Here is a 21,061-nt window from a genome sequence, read left to right as displayed (position 1 = left end):
GGGACTGGACCTTCCGGCCCCGCTCGGAATTCCAGCCCGTCCGGGCCAGGGGGCCGGCCCCCGGTGCCTGCCGCCTCCGAGGTACGTTCGACAGCGTGACCAGCGAAGCATCCGCATCCGCGCCCGCACCGGCAGCCCCCGGCCGCATCGTCCTCCTCACCGCCAGCCACCGCGTCGCGCCAGGGCTCCTGTCCTGGCCCGCCTGGCAGACGCTGCGCGCCGCCGACCGGGTGGTGTGCGCCGACGCGGAGCACCCGCAGCTGCCGTACCTCCGCGAGGCGGGCGTCACCGTCGAGCACGCGGCCCCGACCGCCCAGGAGCTGGTCGACGCGTGCGAGGGCGACCGCACGGTGGTGGTCATCCCGTCCGGCCCGTCGGGGGAGGGTGACCAGGCCCTGACCGACGGCCTCGCCAGGCTGGCCGGCTCGGGCCGGGTCCAGATGCCCGACCTGGAGCTGCTGCCCGGCTCGTACGACCTGCCGGGCGCCCGCCTCCTCGACCTGGTGCAGGTCATGGACCGCATCCGCCTCGAATGCCCGTGGTCCTCGCAGCAGACCCACAAGGGCCTCGCGAAGTACGGCATCGAGGAGGCGTACGAACTCGTCGAGGCCATCGAGGACGGCGACCGGGAGGAACTCCGCGAGGAGCTCGGCGACGTACTCCTCCAGGTGGTCTTCCACTCACGCATCGCCCAGGAGGACCCGGACGAGCCCTTCTCGATCGACGACGTCGCCGGAACGATCGTCGAGAAGCTCATCCACCGCCACCCCCACGTCTTCGGCGACGACACCGCTGAGACCCCGGAGGACGTCAAGGAGCACTGGCTCCGTACGAAGGCGATCGAGAAGCAGCGCGACTCGGCAACCGACGGCGTCCCCCTCGGCCAGCCCGGCCTGGCCCTCGCCGCGAAGCTCTCCTCCCGCGCCCGCCACGCGAACCTCGACGTCCCCCTCCCGGCGGGCGAAGGCATCGGCTACGAACTACTGGCTATGGCGGTACGCGCGGAGCAGTCCGGCGTCGACCCGGAAGCGGCCCTGCGAGCCGCCGCCCGCACGTACCGAGACGCGATCCGCACGGCGGAGGGCCACACCGCCTAGCTCCACCGGACCGGTGACTCATCCCAGGTACGGCGTTGATCGTTTCTCGAGGAAGTGCTGGAGCCGGAGGCGCTGTGTGTGGTGCATAGGGAGCGAGTCGAGTTCCGCCGGCGGTACGAAGCGGAGCTCCGTGGACTCGTCCGAGATGGCGAGCGTTCCTCCGGTCACCCGAGCCGTGAAGCAGACATTGAACTGGCGGCGCACTTCGCCGTCGCTGTAGGCGATGACGTGGCGGGGATCGGTGTAGGTGCCGACGAGACCTGTGATCTCCACGTCCAAGCCGGTTTCTTCCCTCACCTCGCGCACGGCCGTCCCGGGCAGCGAGTCCCCCATGTCCATGCCGCCTCCGGGCAAGGCCCACAGGTCGTTGTCGCGCCGGCGCTGAAGCAGGATCCGCCCGGCGTCGTCCGTGACGACGGCGGAGGCGGCGACGACGAGGCTGTTGGGCTTCGGGGCGTGCGGATCGTCGTAGTACTCGGTCCGGGACATTGGCTCAGCCTTCCACGGGGCGGGCGGTGGCCCAGACGGCGTCAAAGCTCTCGGCGTACGTGTCGAACATGGAGCCGTTGCCGCTGCGACGCAGGTGCCAGACAGGCGATGCGTAGGCGTTCACGCCCCAGACATGACCGTTCACCAACATCTGGTCATCGGCGCGGTACACGCTGTTGTAGAGGGTGGTCCCGTGAGTCCGCAGTTCGATACCGGACACTTCGACCAGCGGCCGGTAGTGCATCAAGGCAAGACGGCAGCGCGACTCGATGCCATGCCCGAAGCGCTCTTCCGCTCCTCGTTGCTGAACGTTGGGGCTGTCGGCGTCGCCAAGGGCGATGCGGATGGTGCACCCGTCGTGAGCCCGCTCCCGCAGCAGTTCGTTCAGCCGTGGGTACGCCTCATGTAGAAACACAGCGGCGTACACCAGAACGTCGATGCGTTTCCGGGCCTGTGTGATCAGGTCTGCGAACGCCGACACGGGGAGGTCCGCCCGCTGGTCGTAAAGCGCGACCAGTTCGGAGCTGACAGCCCGTGCCGCGCGGGGCTGCCGAAGCCTCGGCCAGAGTGCGTGCACGTCTTCCCCTAACGTTTCAGCGGCCTGCAGGGCCGTCGTACGCCGTGGTGTCCGGCCAAGGTTGACCCACCGTTCTACGGACTTGGGGTCGACGTCCACCGCCGCTGCCAGGGCGGCGTGTGTCCATCCTCCAGTCGCCATGACGGCTCGCAGTCTCTCGTTCTGCATGGCGAGTGTCCCTCCACATCTGCGGACGTTGAGAGGGACGTTTTACTCCCAGCGGGACGTCCTGAAGTGGGATTTGTGGGAGGTTCCCACGTCCTGGCGACAGCCTGAACATCGATCCCTGGGCACCAAGCGGAAGACAGCAGCGGACGACGCGCTCACGACGGGCAGGCTTGCGGCGCAACACCTGGCTGCCGCACTCAAAGCGGCAGGGTTCACGTTCCCGAGCCTCACCGGCGATTTCCCTGTGATGGAGAGGGTCGTGGTCCAGCTCGGCGGACTCTGTGCCGAGGAAGCTCTCCGGCTTGCCGAGTGGGTCAGGGAGCGGGCTCGGTGACCGCCGAAGCCGACGACGCCGAGCCTCCCTCTCTCATGACAATGCGCGTCAGTCGCGATAGCGGGCGCACTTACGGACCGACACGCGAAGTGCGTGCGGGCGACCATCTGGTGATCGTGGACAACCCCTTCCGGTTTCCGCCCTGTGAATGTGCCCGCTGTGTACCGGACGGGCAGGGTGCGGCTGGGTCTGCTCAGTCGTCCGGGGGTGAGGGGGAAGGGATACGGTCGAGCGCGTGCCGCACGATCTGAACCCCCGTGACCCCATGCCCGAGCTCTTCACCTGGGAGTTCGCCACCGATCCCTATCCGGCGTACGCCTGGCTGCGGGAGCACTCGCCCGTGCACCGGACGGTGCTGCCCAGTGGGGTCGAGGCGTGGCTGGTGACGCGGTACGCCGATGCGCGGCGGGCGCTCGCCGATCAGCGGCTCTCCAAGGACCCGGCCCACCACGCCGGCTCCGCGCACGCCAAGGGCAAGACCGGCATTCCGGGCGAGCGCAAGGCCGAGCTGATGACGCACCTGCTGAACATCGACCCGCCGGACCACACGCGCCTGCGGCGTCTGGTGTCGAAGGCGTTCACACCGCGCACGGTGGCGGAGTTCGCGCCGCGTGTGCAGGAGCTGACCGATCAGCTCATCGACAGGTTCGCGGCGGAGGGCAGCGCGGATCTCATCCACGACTTCGCCTTTCCGCTTCCCATCTACGCGATCTGCGACCTGCTCGGCGTACCGCGCGAGGACCAGGACGACTTCCGCGACTGGGCCGGGATGATGATCCGGCACGGTGGCGGGCCGCGTGGGGGAGTCGCGCGGTCGGTCAAGAAGATGCGTAACTACCTCGCCGAACTCATTCACCGCAAAAGGGAAGAACCGGGCGACGATCTTATTTCCGGGCTGATTCGCGCCAGCGATCACGGTGAGCATCTCACCGAGAACGAGGCGGCCGCGATGGCCTTTATCCTCCTGTTTGCCGGATTTGAGACGACGGTCAATCTGATCGGAAACGGCGTGTACGCGCTCCTGCGCAACCCGGAGCAGCGCGAGCGCCTCCAGCGCGCGCTGGGTGAGGGGGATACGGCACTGCTTGCCACCGGAGTTGAGGAACTTCTGCGTTACGACGGGCCCGTGGAGCTGGCCACCTGGCGGTACGCCACCGAGCCGCTGGCCCTCGGCGGCCAGGACATCGCCGCCGGCGACCCCGTACTCGTCGTACTCGCCGCCGCCGACCGGGACCCCGAACGCTTCACCGAGCCGGACACCCTCGACCTCGCGCGCCGTGACAATCAGCACCTCGGCTACGGGCACGGCATCCACTACTGCCTCGGTGCCCCGCTGGCCCGCCTCGAAGGGCAGACCGCCATCGCGACGCTGCTGCGACGCCTTCCGGACTTGCGACTCGCGGTAGAACCTGACGATTTGCGGTGGCGTGGCGGTCTCATCATGCGCGGACTGCGCACCCTGCCGGTCGAGTTCGGCACCGAAAAGAAGTGACGCTGTGTCACATCGAGACCTTCACGTGATCTGCGCTGCATCGACTTGTAACAAACGATCGAGTACCGCTACGTTCACCGTCAACCTCAGCCGTCACTCGAAAGGCCCACCGCATGCGCTCCGGGAACGGTAGACACCGCCGCCCCCGTCAGGCTCCAGCGTTCGTCGTCGCGGCAGGAGTAACCGGATCGGCCATCGCCATCCCGCTGCTCGGCGCGACCGGCGCGAACGCCGCCGAAGCCACGACCTGGGACCGCGTCGCCGATTGCGAGAGCGGCGGCACGTGGAGCGCCGACCTCGGCAACGGTTACTACGGCGGACTTCAGTTCTCCCCGGAGGTCTGGCAGAAGTTCGGCGGTACGGCGTACGCGCCGCGCGCCGACCTGGCCAGCCGCTCCCAGCAGATCCAGGTGGCCGAAAAGGTACTTGCGGAGGAAGGGCCGCAGGCGTGGCCGAGCTGCGCGCTCATCTCCGGCCTGACGGAGGGTGACGCGGAGGGCGACGACGCCGCGTCGGGCGACGGTGGCGCGACCGCCGAGCCGGCGCCGGGCCAGACGCCGGCCGAGACGCCCGGGAGCTCCGAGACCCCGCAGTCGGCCGAGACGCCCGCCGGGGCCGACGGTGGAAGCGCGGAGACCGGTGCGGCCGACGGGACGGCGAAGTCCGCCGATCCGACGGCTCCCCCTGAGTCCGGGACGCCGTCCGAGGGCGCCAAGACCCCTGGCGCGCCTGCCGGTGAGACCGCTGCACCCGCCACCGGGGAGGGCGCCCCCAAGGGCAAGCACCGCGGCGAAGAGGCTCGGGAAGGCGCCGGCGCCGTATCCGGTGAAACGGGCATCGACCGTGAATCGGGCCGCCATGCCTCCCGAGGTGACGGACCGACACGTGAGGCAGCCAAGGCCGAGGACGCCGAGGGTGCCGAGGGCGCTGAAGGTGTCGACGGCGGCGCGTACACCGTCCGTACCGGCGACAGCCTCTCGGCCATCGCCGACGCCCACGGCGTACGCGGCGGCTGGACGGCGCTCTATGCCGCCAACGAGGAGACCGTCGGGTCCGACCCGGACCTCATCCTCCCTGGCCAGAGCCTCGATCTGGGGTGATTTCGGAGGGTAGTTCGGGCCGCTATGTCCTGGTTGAAGTAAGTGAGACAAGGGTCTCTTTGCCTCAACTGGCCTGCGTGGCCCGGACGATCCCGCCGAGCCGCCTCTGACCTGCGCAGATGCGGACCGCGCAAGGGTCGGGAAGGGCGATATCTCCCTGATGAGCCTTTTTGAACATCAAGGGTTCATGTGTTTACGGTCGAACCGCTCGCCACCGCGGGCCCCGTCGACCGTCACGCCGAATCCTGCCGGCGGCCGGGGGGAACTGACGCGTAAAGCGCCGTAGGCAGGAGCGGGGGACCCAGGTAGGCGCCGGGCCCGGACGTCGAAAGACGGACGGAACCGGCTTGGGGTTAAGCCGCGCGACGCAGGTCGCGCGCCGGGCACTCACTTGGCCCGAACCCGACAGCTCACCTCGTAGGCGTCGGTGAGGAGATGTCGCATGCTGTTTTCCAGCAACGCCAAGCACCGCCGCCCGTCCAAGGCCACTCGGCTCGCCGCGCTCGCCGGTGTCGCCGGCGCCGCTGTCGCCCTCCCGCTGATGGGCGCGACCTCGGCCTCCGCCGCCTCCGTCGAGACCTGGGACGCTGTCGCCCAGTGCGAGTCCGGCGGCAACTGGTCCATCAACACGGGCAACGGTTACTACGGCGGCCTGCAGTTCTCCGCCTCCAGCTGGGCCGCGGCCGGCGGCACGCAGTACGCCCCGACCGCCGACAAGGCATCCAAGGCACAGCAGATCGCCACCGCCGAGAAGCTGCTCGACATGCAGGGCCCGGGCGCCTGGGCCTGCGCCGGCGCCGGCGGTCTGACCAACGACGGTGTCGACCCGGGTGTCGACACCTCGTCCGGTTCCTCCACGCAGCAGGCCGCCCCGCGCGCCGCCGAGCAGCCCGCCTCGCGCAGCGAGGTCCGTGCCGAGCCCAAGGCCGAGACCAAGGCCGAGGCCGCGAAGCCCGCCGCCCCTGCCCCCGCCCCCGCCAAGATCGAGAAGGGCGACGGCGAATACAAGGTCAAGGCCGGCGACACCCTCGGCAAGATCGCCGAGGCGAAGAAGGTCAAGGGCGGCTGGGAGAAGCTCTTTGAGCTGAACAAGGACATCGTCAGCGACGCCGATGTCATCCACCCGGGTCAGCAGCTGCACCTCAGCTGATCCGGCCCGCGGCGCCCCGGCCGGATTCCGGCCGGCGCCGCGGCACCCCCCAGCACCCCGGTCCGGCGCGCTTCCCCCGTGCGCGCCGGGCCGGGGTTTCCGCGTTCGGCTACTGCCCAGTAGTCCCAGTACGTGGCAGCTTCCCCCCAAGAGTTACGTCCGCTATTGCGGGTATTCGGACCTCTTCTTGTCCCAGGGGGCGGGCGAACGGCCGACCGATGCCCCCGAGCCGGTTAGGCTCTTGTCGCAAGGCCAAAGTGACCCTGCACCCCTAGCGTCACATCCCAGAAGGAGATGCTCGTGCCGTCCATCGACGTCGTCGTAGCCCGGGAAATCCTGGACTCCCGAGGCAACCCCACGGTCGAGGTCGAGGTCGGCCTCGACGACGGCAGCACCGGTCGTGCTGCTGTTCCGTCCGGTGCCTCCACCGGAGCGTTCGAGGCCATCGAGCTTCGCGACGGTGACCCGAACCGCTACCAGGGCAAGGGTGTCGAGAAGGCCGTCCTCGCCGTCATCGAGCAGATCGGCCCGGAGCTCGTCGGTTACGACGCCACCGAGCAGCGCCTGATCGACCAGGCCATGTTCGACCTGGACGCCACCGAGAACAAGGCCTCCCTCGGCGCCAACGCCATCCTCGGCGTCTCCCTCGCCGTCGCGCACGCCGCCTCCGAGGCGTCGGACCTGCCGCTCTTCCGTTACCTCGGCGGCCCGAACGCGCACCTGCTGCCCGTTCCGATGATGAACATCCTCAACGGTGGGTCGCACGCCGACTCCAACGTCGACATCCAGGAGTTCATGATCGCGCCGATCGGCGCCGAGTCGTTCTCCGAGGCCCTGCGCTGGGGCACGGAGGTCTACCACACCCTCAAGGCCGTGCTGAAGTCCAAGGGCCTGTCCACCGGCCTCGGCGACGAGGGCGGCTTCGCCCCGAACCTGGACTCCAACCGCGCCGCGCTCGACCTCATCCTTGAGGCCATCAAGCAGGCCGGTTACGTCCCCGGTGAGCAGATCGCGCTCGCGCTCGACGTCGCCGCGTCCGAGTTCTACAAGGACGGCTCGTACGAGTTCGAGGGCAAGTCCCGCTCGGCCGCCGAGATGACGGAGTACTACGAGGAGCTCGTGGCGGCGTACCCGCTCGTCTCCATCGAGGACCCGCTGTTCGAGGACGACTGGGCAGGCTGGAAGGTCCTCACCGACAAGCTGGGCACCAAGGTCCAGATCGTCGGCGACGACCTCTTCGTCACCAACCCGGAGCGCCTGGCGCGCGGCATCGAGGAAGGCGCCGCCAACTCGCTGCTCGTGAAGGTCAACCAGATCGGTTCGCTGACCGAGACCCTGGACGCCGTCGAGCTGGCGCAGCGCAACGGCTTCAAGTGCATGATGTCGCACCGTTCCGGTGAGACCGAGGACGTCACCATCGCCGACCTCGCCGTCGCCACCAACTGCGGCCAGATCAAGACCGGCGCCCCGGCCCGCTCCGAGCGCGTCGCCAAGTACAACCAGCTGCTGCGCATCGAGGAGATCCTCGACGACGCGGCGGTGTACGCGGGCCGCAGCGCCTTCCCCCGTTTCAAGGGATAAGGCACAGCAAGGGCTGAGTGCCCGGTAAGGGCTGAAGCCCCCAGCCTCCCTACGTCCCCGCACCCGGTCCCGTACCGTGTGCGGGGACGTACGCGCGTACAGGGGAGACGGGAGAGACATGGCCGGGAAGGACCGGGACCGGTTCTCCACTGCGACCAGGCTGCGGCTGCTCGGCGAGCAGACCGCCGCCCGTGTCTACCGCTCGCAGACCCGCCGTCAGGCCCGCCGGTCCCGGCTCACCGGACGGGCCGCGCTGCTCGTCCTGGTCCTGTGCTCGCTGATCGTGGCCCTCGCCTACCCGATGCGGCAGTACGTGTCGCAGCGCGGCGAGATCGCCGACCAGGAGCGGAAGATGCGGGAGGCCGGCCGGCGCGTCGAGGAGCTGCGCGACGAGAAGGCCCGGCTCAAGGACGACGCGTACATCGAGCGCCTCGCCCGCGAGCACCTGCACCTCGTGCGGCCGGGGGAGACGGGCTTCACCGTGTACGACCCGGACGCCCGCGACAAGCGCCGCGTCGACCAGGGCGGCGCCGACCGCCCCTGGTACACGAACCTCTGGGACGGCGTCGACCAGGCCGACCGCCCGGACAAGTAACGAGCAATCAGCAAGTCATTGACCCGTAGTCACCACACACACGAAGGCACGAACGCACGCATGGACGCCGCACCCCCGACCACCCCGCGCACCGAGCCCACCGAGGCGGACATCGACGCGTTCAAGCTGCAGCTGGGCCGCCCGCCGCGCGGACTGCGCGCCATCGCGCACCGCTGCCCCTGCGGACAGCCGGACGTGGTGGAGACGGCTCCGCGTCTGGAGGACGGCACGCCGTTCCCGACGCTGTACTACCTCACCTGCCCGCGCGCCGCCGGCGCCATCGGCACCCTTGAGGGCTCGGGCCTGATGAAGGAGATGCAGGACCGCCTCGCCGACGACCCGGAGCTGGCCGCCGCCTACCGCGCCGCCCACGAGGACTACATCCGGCGCCGCGACGCGATCGAGGTGCTCCAGGGCTTCCCGAGCGCGGGCGGCATGCCGGACCGCGTGAAGTGCCTGCACGTCCTGGTCGGCCACTCGCTGGCGGCCGGCCCCGGCGTCAACCCGTTCGGTGACGAGGCGCTCGCGCTGCTGCCCGAGTGGTGGGCGAAGGGCCCGTGCGTGACGCCGTGCGGCGAGGACAAGACCGCCAAGAGCGGCCAGGAGGACGGCAAGTGAGCAGCACCAGGGTCGCCGCCATCGACTGCGGTACGAACTCCATCCGCCTGCTCGTCGCCGAGCACGCCCCCGAGTACGGCGAGCTGTACGAAATCGACCGTCGCATGCGGATCGTGCGGCTCGGCCAGGACGTCGACCGCACCGGCCGTCTCGCCCCCGAGGCGCTGGAACGTACCTTCGCCGCCTGCCGCGAGTACGCCGAGGCCATCAAGGCGCACGGCGCCGAGAAGATCAGGTTTGTCGCCACCTCGGCCACCCGCGACGCCGAGAACCGCGACGAGTTCGTCCGCGGTGTCCTCGACATCCTGGGCGTGGAGCCCGAGGTGATCACCGGCGACCAGGAGGCCGAGTTCTCGTTCACCGGCGCCACCAGGGGGCTGGCCGACCGCGACGACCTGCTCAAGCCCTACCTCGTGGTGGACATCGGCGGCGGCTCCACGGAGTTCGTCGTGGGCGACGACCACGTGCGGGCCGCCCGCTCCGTCGACATCGGCTGCGTACGGATGACCGAGCGCCACCTGGTGCAGGAGGGCGTCGTCTCCGACCCGGCCACCCCCGGCCAGATCGCCGCCATACGGGCCGACATCCGCGCCGCGCTCGACCTCGCGGAGGAGACCGTACCGCTGCGCGAGGCGCACACGCTGGTCGGGCTCGCGGGGTCGGTCACGACCGTGGCCGCGATCGCGCTGCGCCTGGCGGCGTACGACTCCGCGGTGATCCACCATTCCCGGATCCCGTACGAGCGGGTCAAGGAGATCACCGGCGACCTGCTCGCCGCGACCCACGACGAGCGGGCCGCGATCCCCGTCATGCACCCGGGCCGGGTCGATGTGATCGGGGCCGGAGCGCTCGTACTGCTGGAGATCATGGAGCGGACCGGGGCCCGGGAAGTCCTGGTCAGCGAGCACGACATCCTCGACGGAATCGGTTGGTCCATCGTCTGACAGAGGAACTTCGTGAAGTTCTTCACAAGGAATTGGGGCCTCTCGGCCTGCGAATGTGGGTCCAGAGCCCCTCTGGAGGCTCAACTAGAGGGTGCCGCTCGGATTTCCGGCGGTTCCGGGCGCGTTGCGCCGAGGGGAAACGGGCCCGCAGCGGGCCGGTGGTCCACCCCCCGAAACCCCCCGTGCGTCCAGCTCACGGGGGGTTTTCAACGTCCGGCTGTATACCGTGGTTCCCCTGCCGCGCCATGACCTGGATCACGTGGGCGGCGGAGTGTAGCAGAGGTGTCCAGAGAGCTTGTGAAGGGGCTCACGAGCCACCCCCCTCCGAGGGGTGGATACTCGATGGCATGAGCACCACGGAGCGTCCCAGGATCCTCGTAGTAGGCGGTGGGTACGTAGGCCTGTACGCAGCACGACGCATCCTCAAGAAGATGCGTTATGCGGAAGCGACCGTCACGGTCGTCGACCCGCGCTCGTACATGACGTACCAGCCCTTCCTCCCCGAAGCTGCCGCCGGCAGCATCTCGCCGAGGCACGTCGTCGTACCGCTGCGACGCGTCCTGCCCAAGGCCGAGGTGCTCACTGGTCGGGTCACGACCATCGATCAGGACCGCAAGGTCGCCACGGTCGCGCCGCTCGTCGGCGAGGCCTATGAGCTGCCCTTCGACTACCTCGTCGTCGCCCTCGGCGCGGTTTCCCGCACCTTCCCGATCCCCGGCCTGGCCGAGCAGGGCATCGGCATGAAGGGCGTGGAGGAGGCCATCGGCCTTCGCAACCACGTCCTGGAACAGCTCGACAAGGCCGACTCCACGACCGACGAGAACGTCCGCCGCAAGGCGCTGACCTTCGTCTTCGTGGGTGGCGGCTTCGCCGGCGCCGAGACCATCGGCGAGGTGGAGGACATGGCCCGCGACGCGGCCAAGTACTACACCAGCGTCAAGCGCGAGGACATGCGCTTCCTGCTCGTCGACGTGGCCGACAAGATTCTCCCCGAGGTCGGGCCCGAGCTCGGCAAGTGGGGCAAGGAGCACCTCGAGGGCCGCGGCATCGAGGTCTACCTGAAGACCGGCATGGACTCCTGCGTGGACGGTCACGTGGTGCTCAGCAACGGGCTTGAAGTCGACTCCAACACCATCGTGTGGACCGCCGGCGTGAAGCCGAACCCGGCGCTGGCCCGCTACGGCCTGCCGCTCGGCCCGCGCGGCCACGTGGACACCCAGACGACGCTCCAGGTGCAGGGCTCGGACTACATCTGGGCCGCGGGCGACAACGCCCAGGTCCCGGACGTCGCCGCCCGCAAGGCCGGCGTCGAGAACGCCTGGTGCCCGCCGAACGCCCAGCACGCGCTGCGTCAGGCCAAGGTCCTCGGCGACAACGTGGTCTCCGGCATGCGGGGCTTCCCGCAGAAGGAGTACAGCCACGCCAACAAGGGTGCGGTCGCGGGTCTGGGCCTGCACAAGGGCGTCGCGATGATCGTCATGGGCAAGATGAAGATCAAGCTCAAGGGCCGTCTCGCCTGGTACATGCACCGTGGCTACCACGGTCTGGCCGTGCCCACCTGGAACCGCAAGATCCGCGTCGTCGCCGACTGGACGCTGGCGATGTTCCTCAAGCGCGAGGTCGTCTCGCTCGGCGCCATGGAGACTCCGCGCGAGGAGTTCTACGAGGCGGCCAAGCCCGCGCCGGCCCCGGCCGCCAAGACCAGCGCGTCCGCCGGCAGCGAGAAGGCCAAGGCGTCCTGACGCTCCAGCGGTGAGCAGTACGCAGTAACGCAGCCCGAAGGGGCCGCCCGCCATCCGTGGTGCGGGCGGCCCCTTCGGCGTTTCCCGCGACGGGGCGGGTGCATGTAGACGCCACTCGCTTTGCTGATCCATTGCCCGCCATCGGGATGCTGCGAGACACCCGTCGGTGTTATCTCTGGTGAACGCTCAGTAATCCGGGCAATACTGTCACGGAGGTGTGCACCATGGCCGACGCCGCCCTGCGGCTGACCACGCTTGCCGAGGAGCTCCTCGGGACTCCACTGCCTGTCCGTATCCGCGCCTGGGACGGAAGCGAATCCGGCCCGGCCGACGCTCCGGTTCTCGTCGTCCGAAGCCGCCGTGCGCTGCGCCGCCTGCTGTGGAAGCCTGGCGAACTCGGCCTGGCCCGTGCGTGGGTGGCCGGTGAGATCGACATCGAGGGCGACCTGTACGAGGCCCTCGACCGCATCGCCGGACTGCTCTGGGACCGCGGCGCCGAGACCAAGTCCGCCATCCATCCGGTGCGCGACCCCCGTGTGCGCGCCGCCGCCCGCGGCCTGCTCGCCCTCGCGGGCCCCTGGCCGCCGCCGCCCCCGCCCCCCGAGGAGGTCAGACGCCGCAGCGGACCGCTGCACACCAAGCGCCGCGACAAGGAGGCGATCAGCCACCACTACGACGTCGGCAACGACTTCTACGCACTGGTGCTCGGCCCCTCGATGGTCTACTCATGCGCGTACTTCGACGATTCCGCTGAGGGGCTGACCCTCGAAGAGGCCCAGCACGCCAAGCTCGAACTGATCAGCCGCAAGCTGGCGCTCAAGGAAGGGACGCGGCTGCTGGACGTCGGGTGCGGCTGGGGCTCGATGGCGATGCACGCGGCGCGCGAGCACGGCGCCCGCGTCACCGGCGTCACCCTCTCCGCCGAGCAGGCGGCGTACGCCCGCAAGCGCATCGCCGACGAGGGCCTGACCGACCGCGTCGAGATCCGGGTGCAGGACTACCGGGACGTCAGGGACGGTCCGTACGACGCCATCTCGTCGATCGGGATGGCCGAGCATGTCGGCTCGGTCCAGTACCGGGAGTACGCCGACGACCTGTTCGCCCTGCTCAAGCCCGGCGGCCGGCTGCTCAACCACCAGATCGCGCGGCGTCCCGAGCCCAACGAAGAGGCCTACCACGTGGACGAGTTCATCGACGCGTACGTCTTCCCGGACGGGGAGCTCGCGCCGGTCGGCCGGACCGTGGGGACGCTGGAGGAAGCGGGCTTCGAGGTCCGCGACGTCGAGTCCATCCGTGAGCACTACGCCCTGACGCTGCGCCAGTGGGTCGCCAACCTGGAGGCCAACTGGCCGGAGGCGGTACGGGCGGCCTCGCGGGGGCGGGCCCGCGTCTGGCAGCTCTACATGGCGGCCTCCGCGCTCTCCTTCGAGCACAACAAGATCGGCGTCAACCAGGTCCTCGCCGTACGGCCCGGGGAGGGCGGTGCGTCAGGGATGCCACTGCGTGCCCGGACCTGGAATCCGACCTCCCGATAGCGCGCACGGCAAAGGGCCGGCCCCCGTGGGCCGGCCCTTCACTGTCCCCGCGTACCGCTGCCTACTCGGCCTTGATGGCGTCGAGCATGTTCAGCTTCGCCGCGCTGCGGGCCGGCCACATCGCGGCCAGTACGCCGACGACCGCGGCCAGCAGCAGGAAGATGCCGATCCGGTCCCACGGCAGGACCAGCGCGTAACCCGGCACCGAGTCCTTGACCGTCTGGCCGATGGCCCAGCCCAGGAACGTACCGAGGCCGACGCCGATGACCGCGCCGAAGAGCGAGATGACCACGGCCTCCAGCCGGATCATGGTCTTGACCTTGCGGCGGTCGAGGCCGATGGCCCGCAGCATGCCGATCTCCTGCTGACGCTCGAAGACGGACATCGCCAGGGTGTTGATGACGCCGAGCACCGCGATGAGAAGGGCCATGCCGAGCAGCCCGTACATGATGTTCAGCATCGTGTTGATCATGCCGCCGAACTGATTGCGGATGTCCTGCTGGTCCATCACGCTGATCGCCGGGTTCTGACCCAGCGCGTCGACGAGCGCCTTCTCGTTCGCCGCGCTCGCGCCGCCGTCCGTCTTCACCCAGATCTCCCGGATGTACGGCTTGGCCTCGTGCTCGGTGACGGTCTTCTGGTCGATGAGGACCGGCGAGAGGAACTCGTTGCCCTTGTACGTCGCGCCGACCGTCAGCTTCGACTTCTTGCCGTCCGCGAACTCCACGGGCACGCTGTCGCCGACCTTGAAGCCGCGGCTCTTCGCGGTGTCCTCGGCGACCGCGATCCGGCCCTCGCCGAGCGAGTCCAGCGAGCCGGAGACCGGCGTGACGTTGATGACGCGCTCGATGTCGCCGGGCGTGACACCGGACGCCGAGGTGTAGTCGCCCTTCAGCATGAGGTCGGCGGCCGTCTGCGGGGAGACCGCGGACACGCCGGGGACCTTCTCCAGCGCGCTGAGCGCCGACTTGTCCAGCGAATCACCGCCGGCCATCGTGAACATGTAGTCGGCCTTGATGTTGTCCGTGGTCATCTTGTCCACGGCCCGGCCCATGGTCACGCCGAGTACGGAGAGGCCGGTGACCAGGGTCAGGCCGATCGCCAGCGCGGACGCGGTGGCTCCGGTACGCCGCGGGTTGCGGACCGCGTTCTGGCCGGCCAGCGTGCCCGACACCCCGAAGAGCTTGCTGATCAGCGGCCGTACCAGCGCGATGACCGGACGCGACAGCAGCGGGATCAGCACGATGATGCCGATCAGCGCCAGGAAGGCACCGGCCCCGATGAGCATCCGGCCGTCCTTGCCGGCCGCCGCGCCGCCGAGGATCCCGGCAGCGCCCAGCAGCGCGATGAAGCCGCCGATGGAGTTCCGTACGACAAGGGACTTCGTGGTCGCCACCGCGTGCACGCTGTTCATCGCCGCCACCGGCGGGATCTTCGCGGCCCGGCGGGCGGGCAGCCAGGCGGCGAGCATCGTGACCAGCACGCCGACCGCGAAGGCGGCTGCGACCGAGGTGGGCGAGACGATCAGCGGACCGGCGGGGGTCTTCGCGCCGAAGGCTGACATTGCGGAGCGCAGCCCGGTCGCGAGCCCCAGACCGAGGGCGAAACCGACCACCGACGCGAGCGCGCCGACGACCATCGCTTCGAGCAGCACCGAGCGCTTGACCTGGCGGCGGGAGGCGCCGACGGCGCGCATCAGCGCCAGTTCCCTGGTGCGCTGGGCGACCAGCATGGTGAAGGTGTTGGAGATCAGGAAGACACCGACGAAGAGCGCGATCGCGGCGAAGCCGAGCAGCACCTGGTTGAGGGCGCTCAGGCTCTCCTCGATCATCTTGGCCTGGTCGTCGGCGAGCTCCTTGCCGGTCTGGGCCTCGGCGCCCTCGGGCAGCAGCGGCTTCACCTCGTCGAGCAGCCGCTGCTCGGACGTGCCCGAGGCGGCGGTGATGGTGACGTCCTTGAAGTAGCCGGGCGCCAGGTAGAGCTGCTGGGCGACGGGCGTGTCGAAGAGCACCAGCGAGCCGCCGGCGTTGACCTGGCCGTCCTCGGTGGTGAAGACACCGGAGAGGGTGTACTCCTTCACCGGACCGTTGGTCGCGACCCGCACGGTGTCACCGGTCTTGTACTCGCCCTTGTCGGCCGTGGCCTTGTCGAGGGCGATCTCGCCGGCCTTCGCGGGGCCGGAGCCGTCCGTGAAGTCGTAAGCGGCGTCCTTCCCATCCTTCCCCGGCTTGAAATTGGCGCCGGTGTTGGACCAGCCGTTGCCGATCAGCTTGCCGTCGGGGTCGGCGACACCGGCGAAGCCGGAGATCCGGCCGGTGGCGGAGGCGACACCGTCCAGGGCCTGGATCTTCTCCAGGGTCCGGGTGTCTATGCCCTGGTCCTTCTTGCTGTTCTCGCGGTCGGGGTACGTCGTGACCGCTACGGCGACGTTCTTGTAGCTCTTCGCCGACTGGTTGCCGTAGGCGTTGGAGAGGGTGTCGGTGAAGACCAGGGTGCCGGACACGAAGGCCACGCCGAGCATTACGGCGAGCACGGTCATCAGCAGCCTGGCCTTGTGCGCGAGCACATTGCGCAGGGCGGTACGGAACATGTTTCTGTCAGTCCTGGGGTGGGGGCGGCCGGAGGGGCAGGGAGCTCTCGTGGGTCAGCTGGTGCGGCCCTTGGAGTCGAACTCCTTCATCCGGTCGAGGACACCGTCCGCGGTCGGGCTCAGCATCTCGTCGACGATCCGGCCGTCGGCCAGGAAGATCACGCGGTCCGCGTACGACGCGGCCGACGGGTCGTGCGTCACCATGACGACGGTCTGGCCCAGCTCACGCACCGAGTTCCGCAGGAAGCCGAGAACCTCGGCGCCCGAACGCGAGTCCAGGTTTCCGGTCGGCTCGTCACCGAACATGATCTCGGGCCGGCTCGCCAGGGCGCGGGCCACGGCGACGCGCTGCTGCTGGCCGCCGGAGAGCTGGGAGGGGCGGTGGCTGAGCCGGTCGGACAGGCCGACCATGCCGATGACCGTCTCCAGCCACTCCTTGTCGGGCTTGCGGCCCGCGATGTCCATCGGCAGCGTGATGTTCTCGGCGGCGGTGAGCGTCGGCAGCAGGTTGAACGCCTGGAAGATGAAGCCGATCTTGTCCCGGCGCAGCTGCGTGAGCTGCTTGTCCTTGAGGGTGCCCAGCTCGGTCTCGCCGATCCGTACGGAGCCGGAGCTGAAGGAGTCGAGACCCGCGACGCAGTGCATCAGCGTCGACTTCCCGGAGCCGGACGGGCCCATGATCGCGGTGAACTCACCCTGACGGAAGTCCACGGTGACCCGGTCCAGGGCGACCACCTGGGTCTCGCCCTGCCCGTAAACCTTCGAGAGCTCCGTGGCGCGTGCGGCCACCGCGGTGGTGCGGTGGGCGGTGGCGGTGGGGGTGGTGGTCACGAGAGGGCGCTCCTGTGTGGGACGTTTGAAGGGACCCCTTCATCGTCCCGTCCGTCCGGCGCCCGCGGATCAGCCCTCGTGCCCGTTCGGGTGGCCCTCTTGAGTCGCATCGCCGGGTACGCCCGTCCTCCTTTGGTATGACGTCGTCCCTGACGCCGCCCGGGGGGCTGTCCCTGAGGCCGGGCGAGGTGCGCGCAGTCGAGTTTCCGCCTTTCCCGCAGGCGGCCCTTTGTGCCCGTACACCGCCTCCGGCATGTGCCGACAGCGCATTACCCGCGCTGACACACCCTCAGGCGCCAATAAAATAAGACAACATCGGCCGGGTGTTCCGCTGTTCGGGGGAAGCGTCCGGATAGGCTCTGACCCGCGAATTGTGGAGCCGCGCACCTTGCCCGGATGGTGGAATGCAGACACGGCGAGCTTAAACCTCGCTGCCCTCACGGGCGTGCCGGTTCAAGTCCGGCTCCGGGCACCAGCCGTCGTAGGGCCCGACTCGGGCGCCGGAGCCGGATGCCGTCGGAAAGGGCCACGGCCCGTCCGGGCTTCGGACGGGCCGGCCAGTCACACACGATCCCGGATCCCTGATCGCCGCGACCGCTGATGATCCGTTCGAAACGACTCGTCTAGGACCAGCCGTTGTCGAGCATGACCGCCGGGCCGGGGGCGGACCAGCCGTTGTCGAGCTTGACCGCCGGGCCGGTGGTGGACCAGCCGTTGTCGGCAACAGCCCGGCCGGGGGTGGACTCCATGGCAGAGTGGCCGATAATGAGCGCCAGTGCCGCGGCGAAACCAGAGACAATCAGGGCGATTCGAGCAGTGAACGACTGCATGTGGAGTGTCCTTTAGTGAGAAACCTGAAGGTGCGGACAGAGCGTCGCTGTGCGTCGTTGAGCGGCAGATTCCGGTCTGGCCGAGGTCCGGCTGCTTTCGACGCCGTCAGCTTGCCGTCATTGCGGGCAGCTCGGCAGAGCATCTGACCCGCTGTATTCACGCCTGTCGCAAACACGAGGGGGGAACGCGATGGAGACGTTTGAGGAGGGGGCGCCGGCCGCGGAGCTGACCAGCGACGGCCTGAGGCTCTATGAGTACGCGGCCGGAGTCCTGTCGTTCACCCCGGAGGAGGCCCGCTGCGCGCTCGGCCTGGACGAGACGGAGCTGTCCTCGGCCGTCGAGCGGCTCGAGGCCCTGCGGCTGCTGCGGCGGGACGCCGACCACCCGGACCGGCTCACCGTGGTCTCGCCGCAGTTCGCGGCCGGCCAGCTGCTGTGGCCGATGGAGCGCCAGATCCGGCAGCAGTCCGAGAGCGTGGAGCGAATACGGACGGCCCTGGGCGCGTTGGGTCCCTGCTACCAGAACGGCCGGCAGCGTCAGCAGTCCAAGGAGGTGGAACTGCTGACCGATCTGGCCGACGTACGGCGGCTGATCGACCAGCTCACGGACAGCTGCCGGACCGAGGCGCTCCATGTGCAGCCCGGCGGCGCCAGGGACCCGGAGGCGCTGCTCAAAGCGCGGGGCAGCATGGGGAGGCTGCTGGACCGCGGAGTCAGCAGCCGTTCGATCTACCAGCACCCGGCCCGCTACAGCCAGCACACGGTGGAGTTCGCCGAGTGGATGATGGAGCGCGGGGCTGAGGTGCGGACCCTGGCGGACGGTCCCGACCGGATGCTGATCTACGACCGCAAAGCGGCCGTGGTCAGCGTGCAGGGCGACTCCGCGCACGCTGTCGTCGTGTACGAACCCAACCTGGTGGCGTTCATGGTGTCCTCCTTCGAGACCGCCTGGCGGGCAGCCGAACCCTTCCCGGTGGGCTTCGACCGCGAGTGGGCCAAGCAGGTCTCCGACGATCTGCGTCAGTCGATCGTCCGGCTGCTGACCGAGGGCCTCGACGACAAGGTCATCTCACGCCGGCTGGGCATGTCGGTGCGGACCGTGCAGCGTCACGTGGCCGAGATCATGCGCTCACTCGACGCGAAGAGCCGCTTCCAGACCGGCTATCTGATCGGTCTGGACAAGGGAGGCGCCCCGCTCGTGGAGCCGGGCGTGGTCACGACCGGCGGCTCACCACGGCGCGGCGGCGCTGCTCCTGGGACGGCCCACGTCTCTGCGGCTGTGTCCGAGGGTCATCGCACGAATCACACTCGGGGTGATCTTTCCTTCGAGTAGCGGCTCCAGGACCGTGCCGAGCGCCGTCCCGAGGTGCAGGTTCTCGTCGTCCTCGGCGTGTGCCCGGGCCCGGGCGACGGCCAGTTCCATCCAGGCCAGGCCGGCCGGCGGGGCGCCGGGCAGGGTCATCACGTACTCGTACTCGGTCTCGTAGGGGCCGCTGTGCGGCGCCCGGATCCACCACGGCGGCGGGAACACCGGCTCGGCCGCGCCCGGCTGCCCCAGCGGCGGCACCGGCGGGATGACCAGGCGGGGGGCCCGGCCGGTGAGCCGGGCCACGGCGCGCAGCGCCGCGTCGGCCGGGGCGGTGTCCCCGGCCAGGCGCTCACTGGGCAGTTCGAGGCCGCCGCCGGGCAGGACTCCGAGGAGCCAGGGCTGCCGGCCGTCCCGGCCGGGGCCGGGCGTACGGGCGTACACGAAGCAGCGCAGGCCAAGGGCGTCGGCGTGGACGGGGATCACCGGGCCGGCAGCCGGTCGGAGAGGCCGAGCACCAGAAGGGCCAGGTTGACGCCGGGCCTGCCGAGTTCCTCGCTGTAACGGTCGATGACCACGTTCTCCTCGGCGAGGGAGGTCCGGGAGCTGCCGGAGCTCACGCGGGCGCGGGTCTGCTGCCGGGCGGCCGCCGCGCGGCGGCCGACGAGGCGGATGATCTGCTCATCGAGGGTGGCGATGTCTTCGGACATTGAGGGCTCCTGTTCCGGTTCCTGGTCTTGGCGGTGAGGTCGGTGAGGTCGGTGGGGTCAGCCGGCGGGTACGAGGTCCGGGTCGGTGGGGGTGGAGCTGGTGCCGCGGGTCCCGCGGCGCAGGGTGGTGAGGGCGACGAGGCCGCAGAGCGCGGCGAGCGGCAGCCACACCCAGGCCGCGTGGTCCGTGGTGATCAGGGCGATGCCGATCGAGGGGCCGAAGAGCATGCCGACACCCATCATCGAGTTGCACAGGGCGCTTGCGCGAGTGAGCTCGCCGTCCGGCACCTTGGAGATCAGCCAGGGGTGGAAGGAGCAGGAGTAAGCGCACTCGCCGAGGGCGAAGAAGACCGCGTACAGCAGCAGTCCGGTGAGCTGGAGCGGGCCGGGGCCGAAGGCGGTGACACCGGCCAGGACGAGGCCGGTGGCCCACAGGGCGACGGCGATGCGCAGTCCGTGCTCCTCGGGGCGCTTCTCCAGCAGCTTGGTGATGGGGCGTTGACAGAGCACGATGACCACGACGTTGAGGGTGAGCATCACGGAGATCCAGCCGATGCCGGTGTCCATGAGCTGGTCGGCGACCAGCGGCGCGGTGGCCTCGAACTGGCTGTAGCCGATGAGGTAGGCGCCGAACTGGAAGAGCGCGGCGCCGAGGGCGGCCCGGACGAGCAGGGCGGTGCCGAGCGCGGGGGCGGCGGGGGCGGCGGGGGCCGCCGGGACCGCGGCGTCGCCGGCCTTGCCGCCCTCGGCGCTCTGTGCGCTTTCGGGGGCCTCGGCCACCTCCGGGACCCGGCGGGCCAGTCCCAGGGCGAAGGCCACCGGGAGGTAGCCGACCGCGTTGGCGATCAGCAGCCAGGTGATGGCCTCGCGGGAGAAGACGGTGAGGAAGAGCCCGGCCACCAGGGAGCCGGCGGCGAGCGTGGCGTTGAGGATCTGGTAGCGGCGGGCGAAGACCTGGCGCCGTTCCTCGGGCGGCACCAGGGAGTTGACGATCGGGATGATGGCGGCCATGAAGCAGCCCTGCCCGGCGCCGCCGAGGACGGCCGCGGCGCCTGCGGCGACGAGCGTGTCGCCCCGGGTCAGCAGGAGGAAGCAGCCGAGCCACAGGAGCAGGCCGGTGATGCCGAGGGCGTGCCGCGGGATCCGTACGGCGGCCGAGGCGAGCAGCAGCGAGACGGCGAGGTTGGCGATGCCGGAGACGCCGTAGTAGACGGCGACGCCGGTGGTGCCGATGCCGGGCTGGGCGGCCAGGTGGATGCCGATGAACGGGAAGACCATGCCGTAGCAGAACGACGACAGGCCGTGCAGGACCAGGATGCGGTTGACCGACCTGCGGCGCAGAGCGGGCAGGTCGCCGGACGTCTGGGGCATG

At 69.8% G+C, this 21,061-nt stretch carries 19 protein-coding genes, 1 tRNA gene and 1 riboswitch; of the genes, 12 read left to right on the top strand and 8 right to left on the bottom strand.

The window, feature by feature from the left end; all coding sequences use genetic code 11:
• Positions 1 to 95: 95 nt before the first annotated feature.
• Positions 96 to 1,097, top strand: coding sequence for a nucleoside triphosphate pyrophosphohydrolase (locus J7E91_RS10620; RefSeq protein ID WP_214901218.1), 1,002 nt, complete (start codon positions 96 to 98; stop codon positions 1,095 to 1,097).
• 18 nt (positions 1,098 to 1,115) lie between these two features.
• Here J7E91_RS10620 and J7E91_RS10615 read toward each other — a convergent pair whose 3' ends face one another.
• Complete coding sequence (locus J7E91_RS10615) at positions 1,116 to 1,586, bottom strand: NUDIX hydrolase (RefSeq protein ID WP_214901216.1); 471 nt, start codon at positions 1,584 to 1,586, stop codon at positions 1,116 to 1,118.
• Between the two features lie 4 nt (positions 1,587 to 1,590).
• Positions 1,591 to 2,331: an XRE family transcriptional regulator gene (locus J7E91_RS10610; protein WP_214901214.1), complete on the bottom strand. Its 741-nt coding sequence runs from the start codon at positions 2,329 to 2,331 to the stop codon at positions 1,591 to 1,593.
• Positions 2,332 to 2,930: 599 nt separating this feature from the next.
• On the opposite strand from J7E91_RS10610, the gene J7E91_RS10605 reads away from it, so the two are divergent.
• The 9 genes from J7E91_RS10605 (at position 2,931) to J7E91_RS10565 (ending at position 13,422) form a co-directional block, all read left to right on the top strand.
• Positions 2,931 to 4,157 carry a cytochrome P450 gene (locus J7E91_RS10605; protein ID WP_214901422.1) on the top strand — a complete coding sequence of 409 codons (1,227 nt, stop codon included), beginning with the start codon at positions 2,931 to 2,933 and terminating at the stop codon, positions 4,155 to 4,157.
• A 113-nt stretch (positions 4,158 to 4,270) separates the two neighbouring features.
• Positions 4,271 to 5,257, top strand: coding sequence for a transglycosylase family protein (locus tag J7E91_RS10600; protein WP_214901212.1), 987 nt, complete (start codon positions 4,271 to 4,273; stop codon positions 5,255 to 5,257).
• A gap of 268 nt (positions 5,258 to 5,525) precedes the next feature.
• Positions 5,526 to 5,696, top strand: a riboswitch (cyclic di-AMP (ydaO/yuaA leader).
• 3 nt (positions 5,697 to 5,699) lie between these two features.
• Positions 5,700 to 6,407 carry a transglycosylase family protein gene (locus tag J7E91_RS10595; protein WP_214901210.1) on the top strand — a complete coding sequence of 236 codons (708 nt, stop codon included), beginning with the start codon at positions 5,700 to 5,702 and terminating at the stop codon, positions 6,405 to 6,407.
• Between the two features lie 294 nt (positions 6,408 to 6,701).
• On the top strand, positions 6,702 to 7,988 hold the full coding sequence (gene eno / locus J7E91_RS10590) for a phosphopyruvate hydratase (RefSeq protein WP_214901207.1): 1,287 nt from the start codon (positions 6,702 to 6,704) through the stop codon (positions 7,986 to 7,988).
• Between the two features lie 118 nt (positions 7,989 to 8,106).
• Positions 8,107 to 8,583 carry a septum formation initiator family protein gene (locus J7E91_RS10585; RefSeq protein WP_214901205.1) on the top strand — a complete coding sequence of 159 codons (477 nt, stop codon included), beginning with the start codon at positions 8,107 to 8,109 and terminating at the stop codon, positions 8,581 to 8,583.
• A gap of 60 nt (positions 8,584 to 8,643) precedes the next feature.
• Positions 8,644 to 9,201 carry a DUF501 domain-containing protein gene (locus tag J7E91_RS10580; RefSeq protein WP_214901203.1) on the top strand — a complete coding sequence of 186 codons (558 nt, stop codon included), beginning with the start codon at positions 8,644 to 8,646 and terminating at the stop codon, positions 9,199 to 9,201.
• Positions 9,198 to 10,145: a Ppx/GppA phosphatase family protein gene (locus tag J7E91_RS10575; RefSeq protein ID WP_214901201.1), complete on the top strand. Its 948-nt coding sequence runs from the start codon at positions 9,198 to 9,200 to the stop codon at positions 10,143 to 10,145. The genes J7E91_RS10580 and J7E91_RS10575 overlap by 4 nt, the downstream gene beginning before the upstream one ends.
• 347 nt (positions 10,146 to 10,492) lie before the next feature.
• The gene (locus J7E91_RS10570) at positions 10,493 to 11,887 is read left to right on the top strand and encodes an NAD(P)/FAD-dependent oxidoreductase (protein WP_214901199.1); all 1,395 of its coding nucleotides are present in this window, start codon (positions 10,493 to 10,495) and stop codon (positions 11,885 to 11,887) included.
• Between the two features lie 224 nt (positions 11,888 to 12,111).
• Positions 12,112 to 13,422, top strand: coding sequence for a cyclopropane-fatty-acyl-phospholipid synthase family protein (locus J7E91_RS10565; RefSeq protein ID WP_214901198.1), 1,311 nt, complete (start codon positions 12,112 to 12,114; stop codon positions 13,420 to 13,422).
• Between the two features lie 61 nt (positions 13,423 to 13,483).
• Here the strand turns inward: J7E91_RS10565 and J7E91_RS10560 are convergent, their stop codons facing one another.
• Together J7E91_RS10560 and J7E91_RS10555 are read right to left on the bottom strand one after the other, a co-directional pair.
• Positions 13,484 to 16,012 (bottom strand): ABC transporter permease, encoded by a 2,529-nt coding sequence (locus J7E91_RS10560; RefSeq protein ID WP_214901195.1) that lies wholly within the window; start codon positions 16,010 to 16,012, stop codon positions 13,484 to 13,486.
• Between the two features lie 54 nt (positions 16,013 to 16,066).
• Entirely contained in the window at positions 16,067 to 16,843 is a 777-nt protein-coding gene (locus tag J7E91_RS10555; RefSeq protein WP_214901193.1) for an ABC transporter ATP-binding protein, read from the bottom strand.
• A gap of 390 nt (positions 16,844 to 17,233) precedes the next feature.
• Here J7E91_RS10555 and J7E91_RS10550 point away from each other — a divergent pair.
• Positions 17,234 to 17,318 (top strand) — tRNA-Leu (locus J7E91_RS10550).
• A 148-nt stretch (positions 17,319 to 17,466) separates the two neighbouring features.
• On the opposite strand, the gene J7E91_RS10545 is transcribed toward J7E91_RS10550, so the two are convergent.
• Positions 17,467 to 17,673 carry a hypothetical protein gene (locus J7E91_RS10545; protein ID WP_214901192.1) on the bottom strand — a complete coding sequence of 69 codons (207 nt, stop codon included), beginning with the start codon at positions 17,671 to 17,673 and terminating at the stop codon, positions 17,467 to 17,469.
• A gap of 190 nt (positions 17,674 to 17,863) precedes the next feature.
• On the opposite strand from J7E91_RS10545, the gene J7E91_RS10540 reads away from it, so the two are divergent.
• Complete coding sequence (locus J7E91_RS10540) at positions 17,864 to 19,006, top strand: helix-turn-helix transcriptional regulator (protein WP_214901190.1); 1,143 nt, start codon at positions 17,864 to 17,866, stop codon at positions 19,004 to 19,006.
• Here J7E91_RS10540 and J7E91_RS10535 read toward each other — a convergent pair.
• The 3 genes from J7E91_RS10535 to J7E91_RS10525 are packed head-to-tail and all read right to left on the bottom strand — an operon-like array spanning position 18,902 to position 21,060.
• Positions 18,902 to 19,465 carry a hypothetical protein gene (locus tag J7E91_RS10535; protein WP_214901188.1) on the bottom strand — a complete coding sequence of 188 codons (564 nt, stop codon included), beginning with the start codon at positions 19,463 to 19,465 and terminating at the stop codon, positions 18,902 to 18,904. The two genes, J7E91_RS10540 and J7E91_RS10535, sit on opposite strands and share 105 nt — an antisense overlap.
• Positions 19,462 to 19,689: a hypothetical protein gene (locus J7E91_RS10530; protein ID WP_051338093.1), complete on the bottom strand. Its 228-nt coding sequence runs from the start codon at positions 19,687 to 19,689 to the stop codon at positions 19,462 to 19,464. The genes J7E91_RS10535 and J7E91_RS10530 overlap by 4 nt, the downstream gene beginning before the upstream one ends.
• A 57-nt stretch (positions 19,690 to 19,746) precedes the next feature.
• Positions 19,747 to 21,060 (bottom strand): MFS transporter, encoded by a 1,314-nt coding sequence (locus tag J7E91_RS10525; protein ID WP_214901186.1) that lies wholly within the window; start codon positions 21,058 to 21,060, stop codon positions 19,747 to 19,749.
• Between the last annotated feature and the right edge of the window lies 1 nt (position 21,061).

The sequence above is a fragment of the Streptomyces sp. ISL-99 genome (genome assembly GCF_018614005.1).
Classification (GTDB): domain Bacteria; phylum Actinomycetota; class Actinomycetes; order Streptomycetales; family Streptomycetaceae; genus Streptomyces; species Streptomyces flavidovirens.
This window is presented reverse-complemented; position numbering and strand designations above follow the sequence as displayed.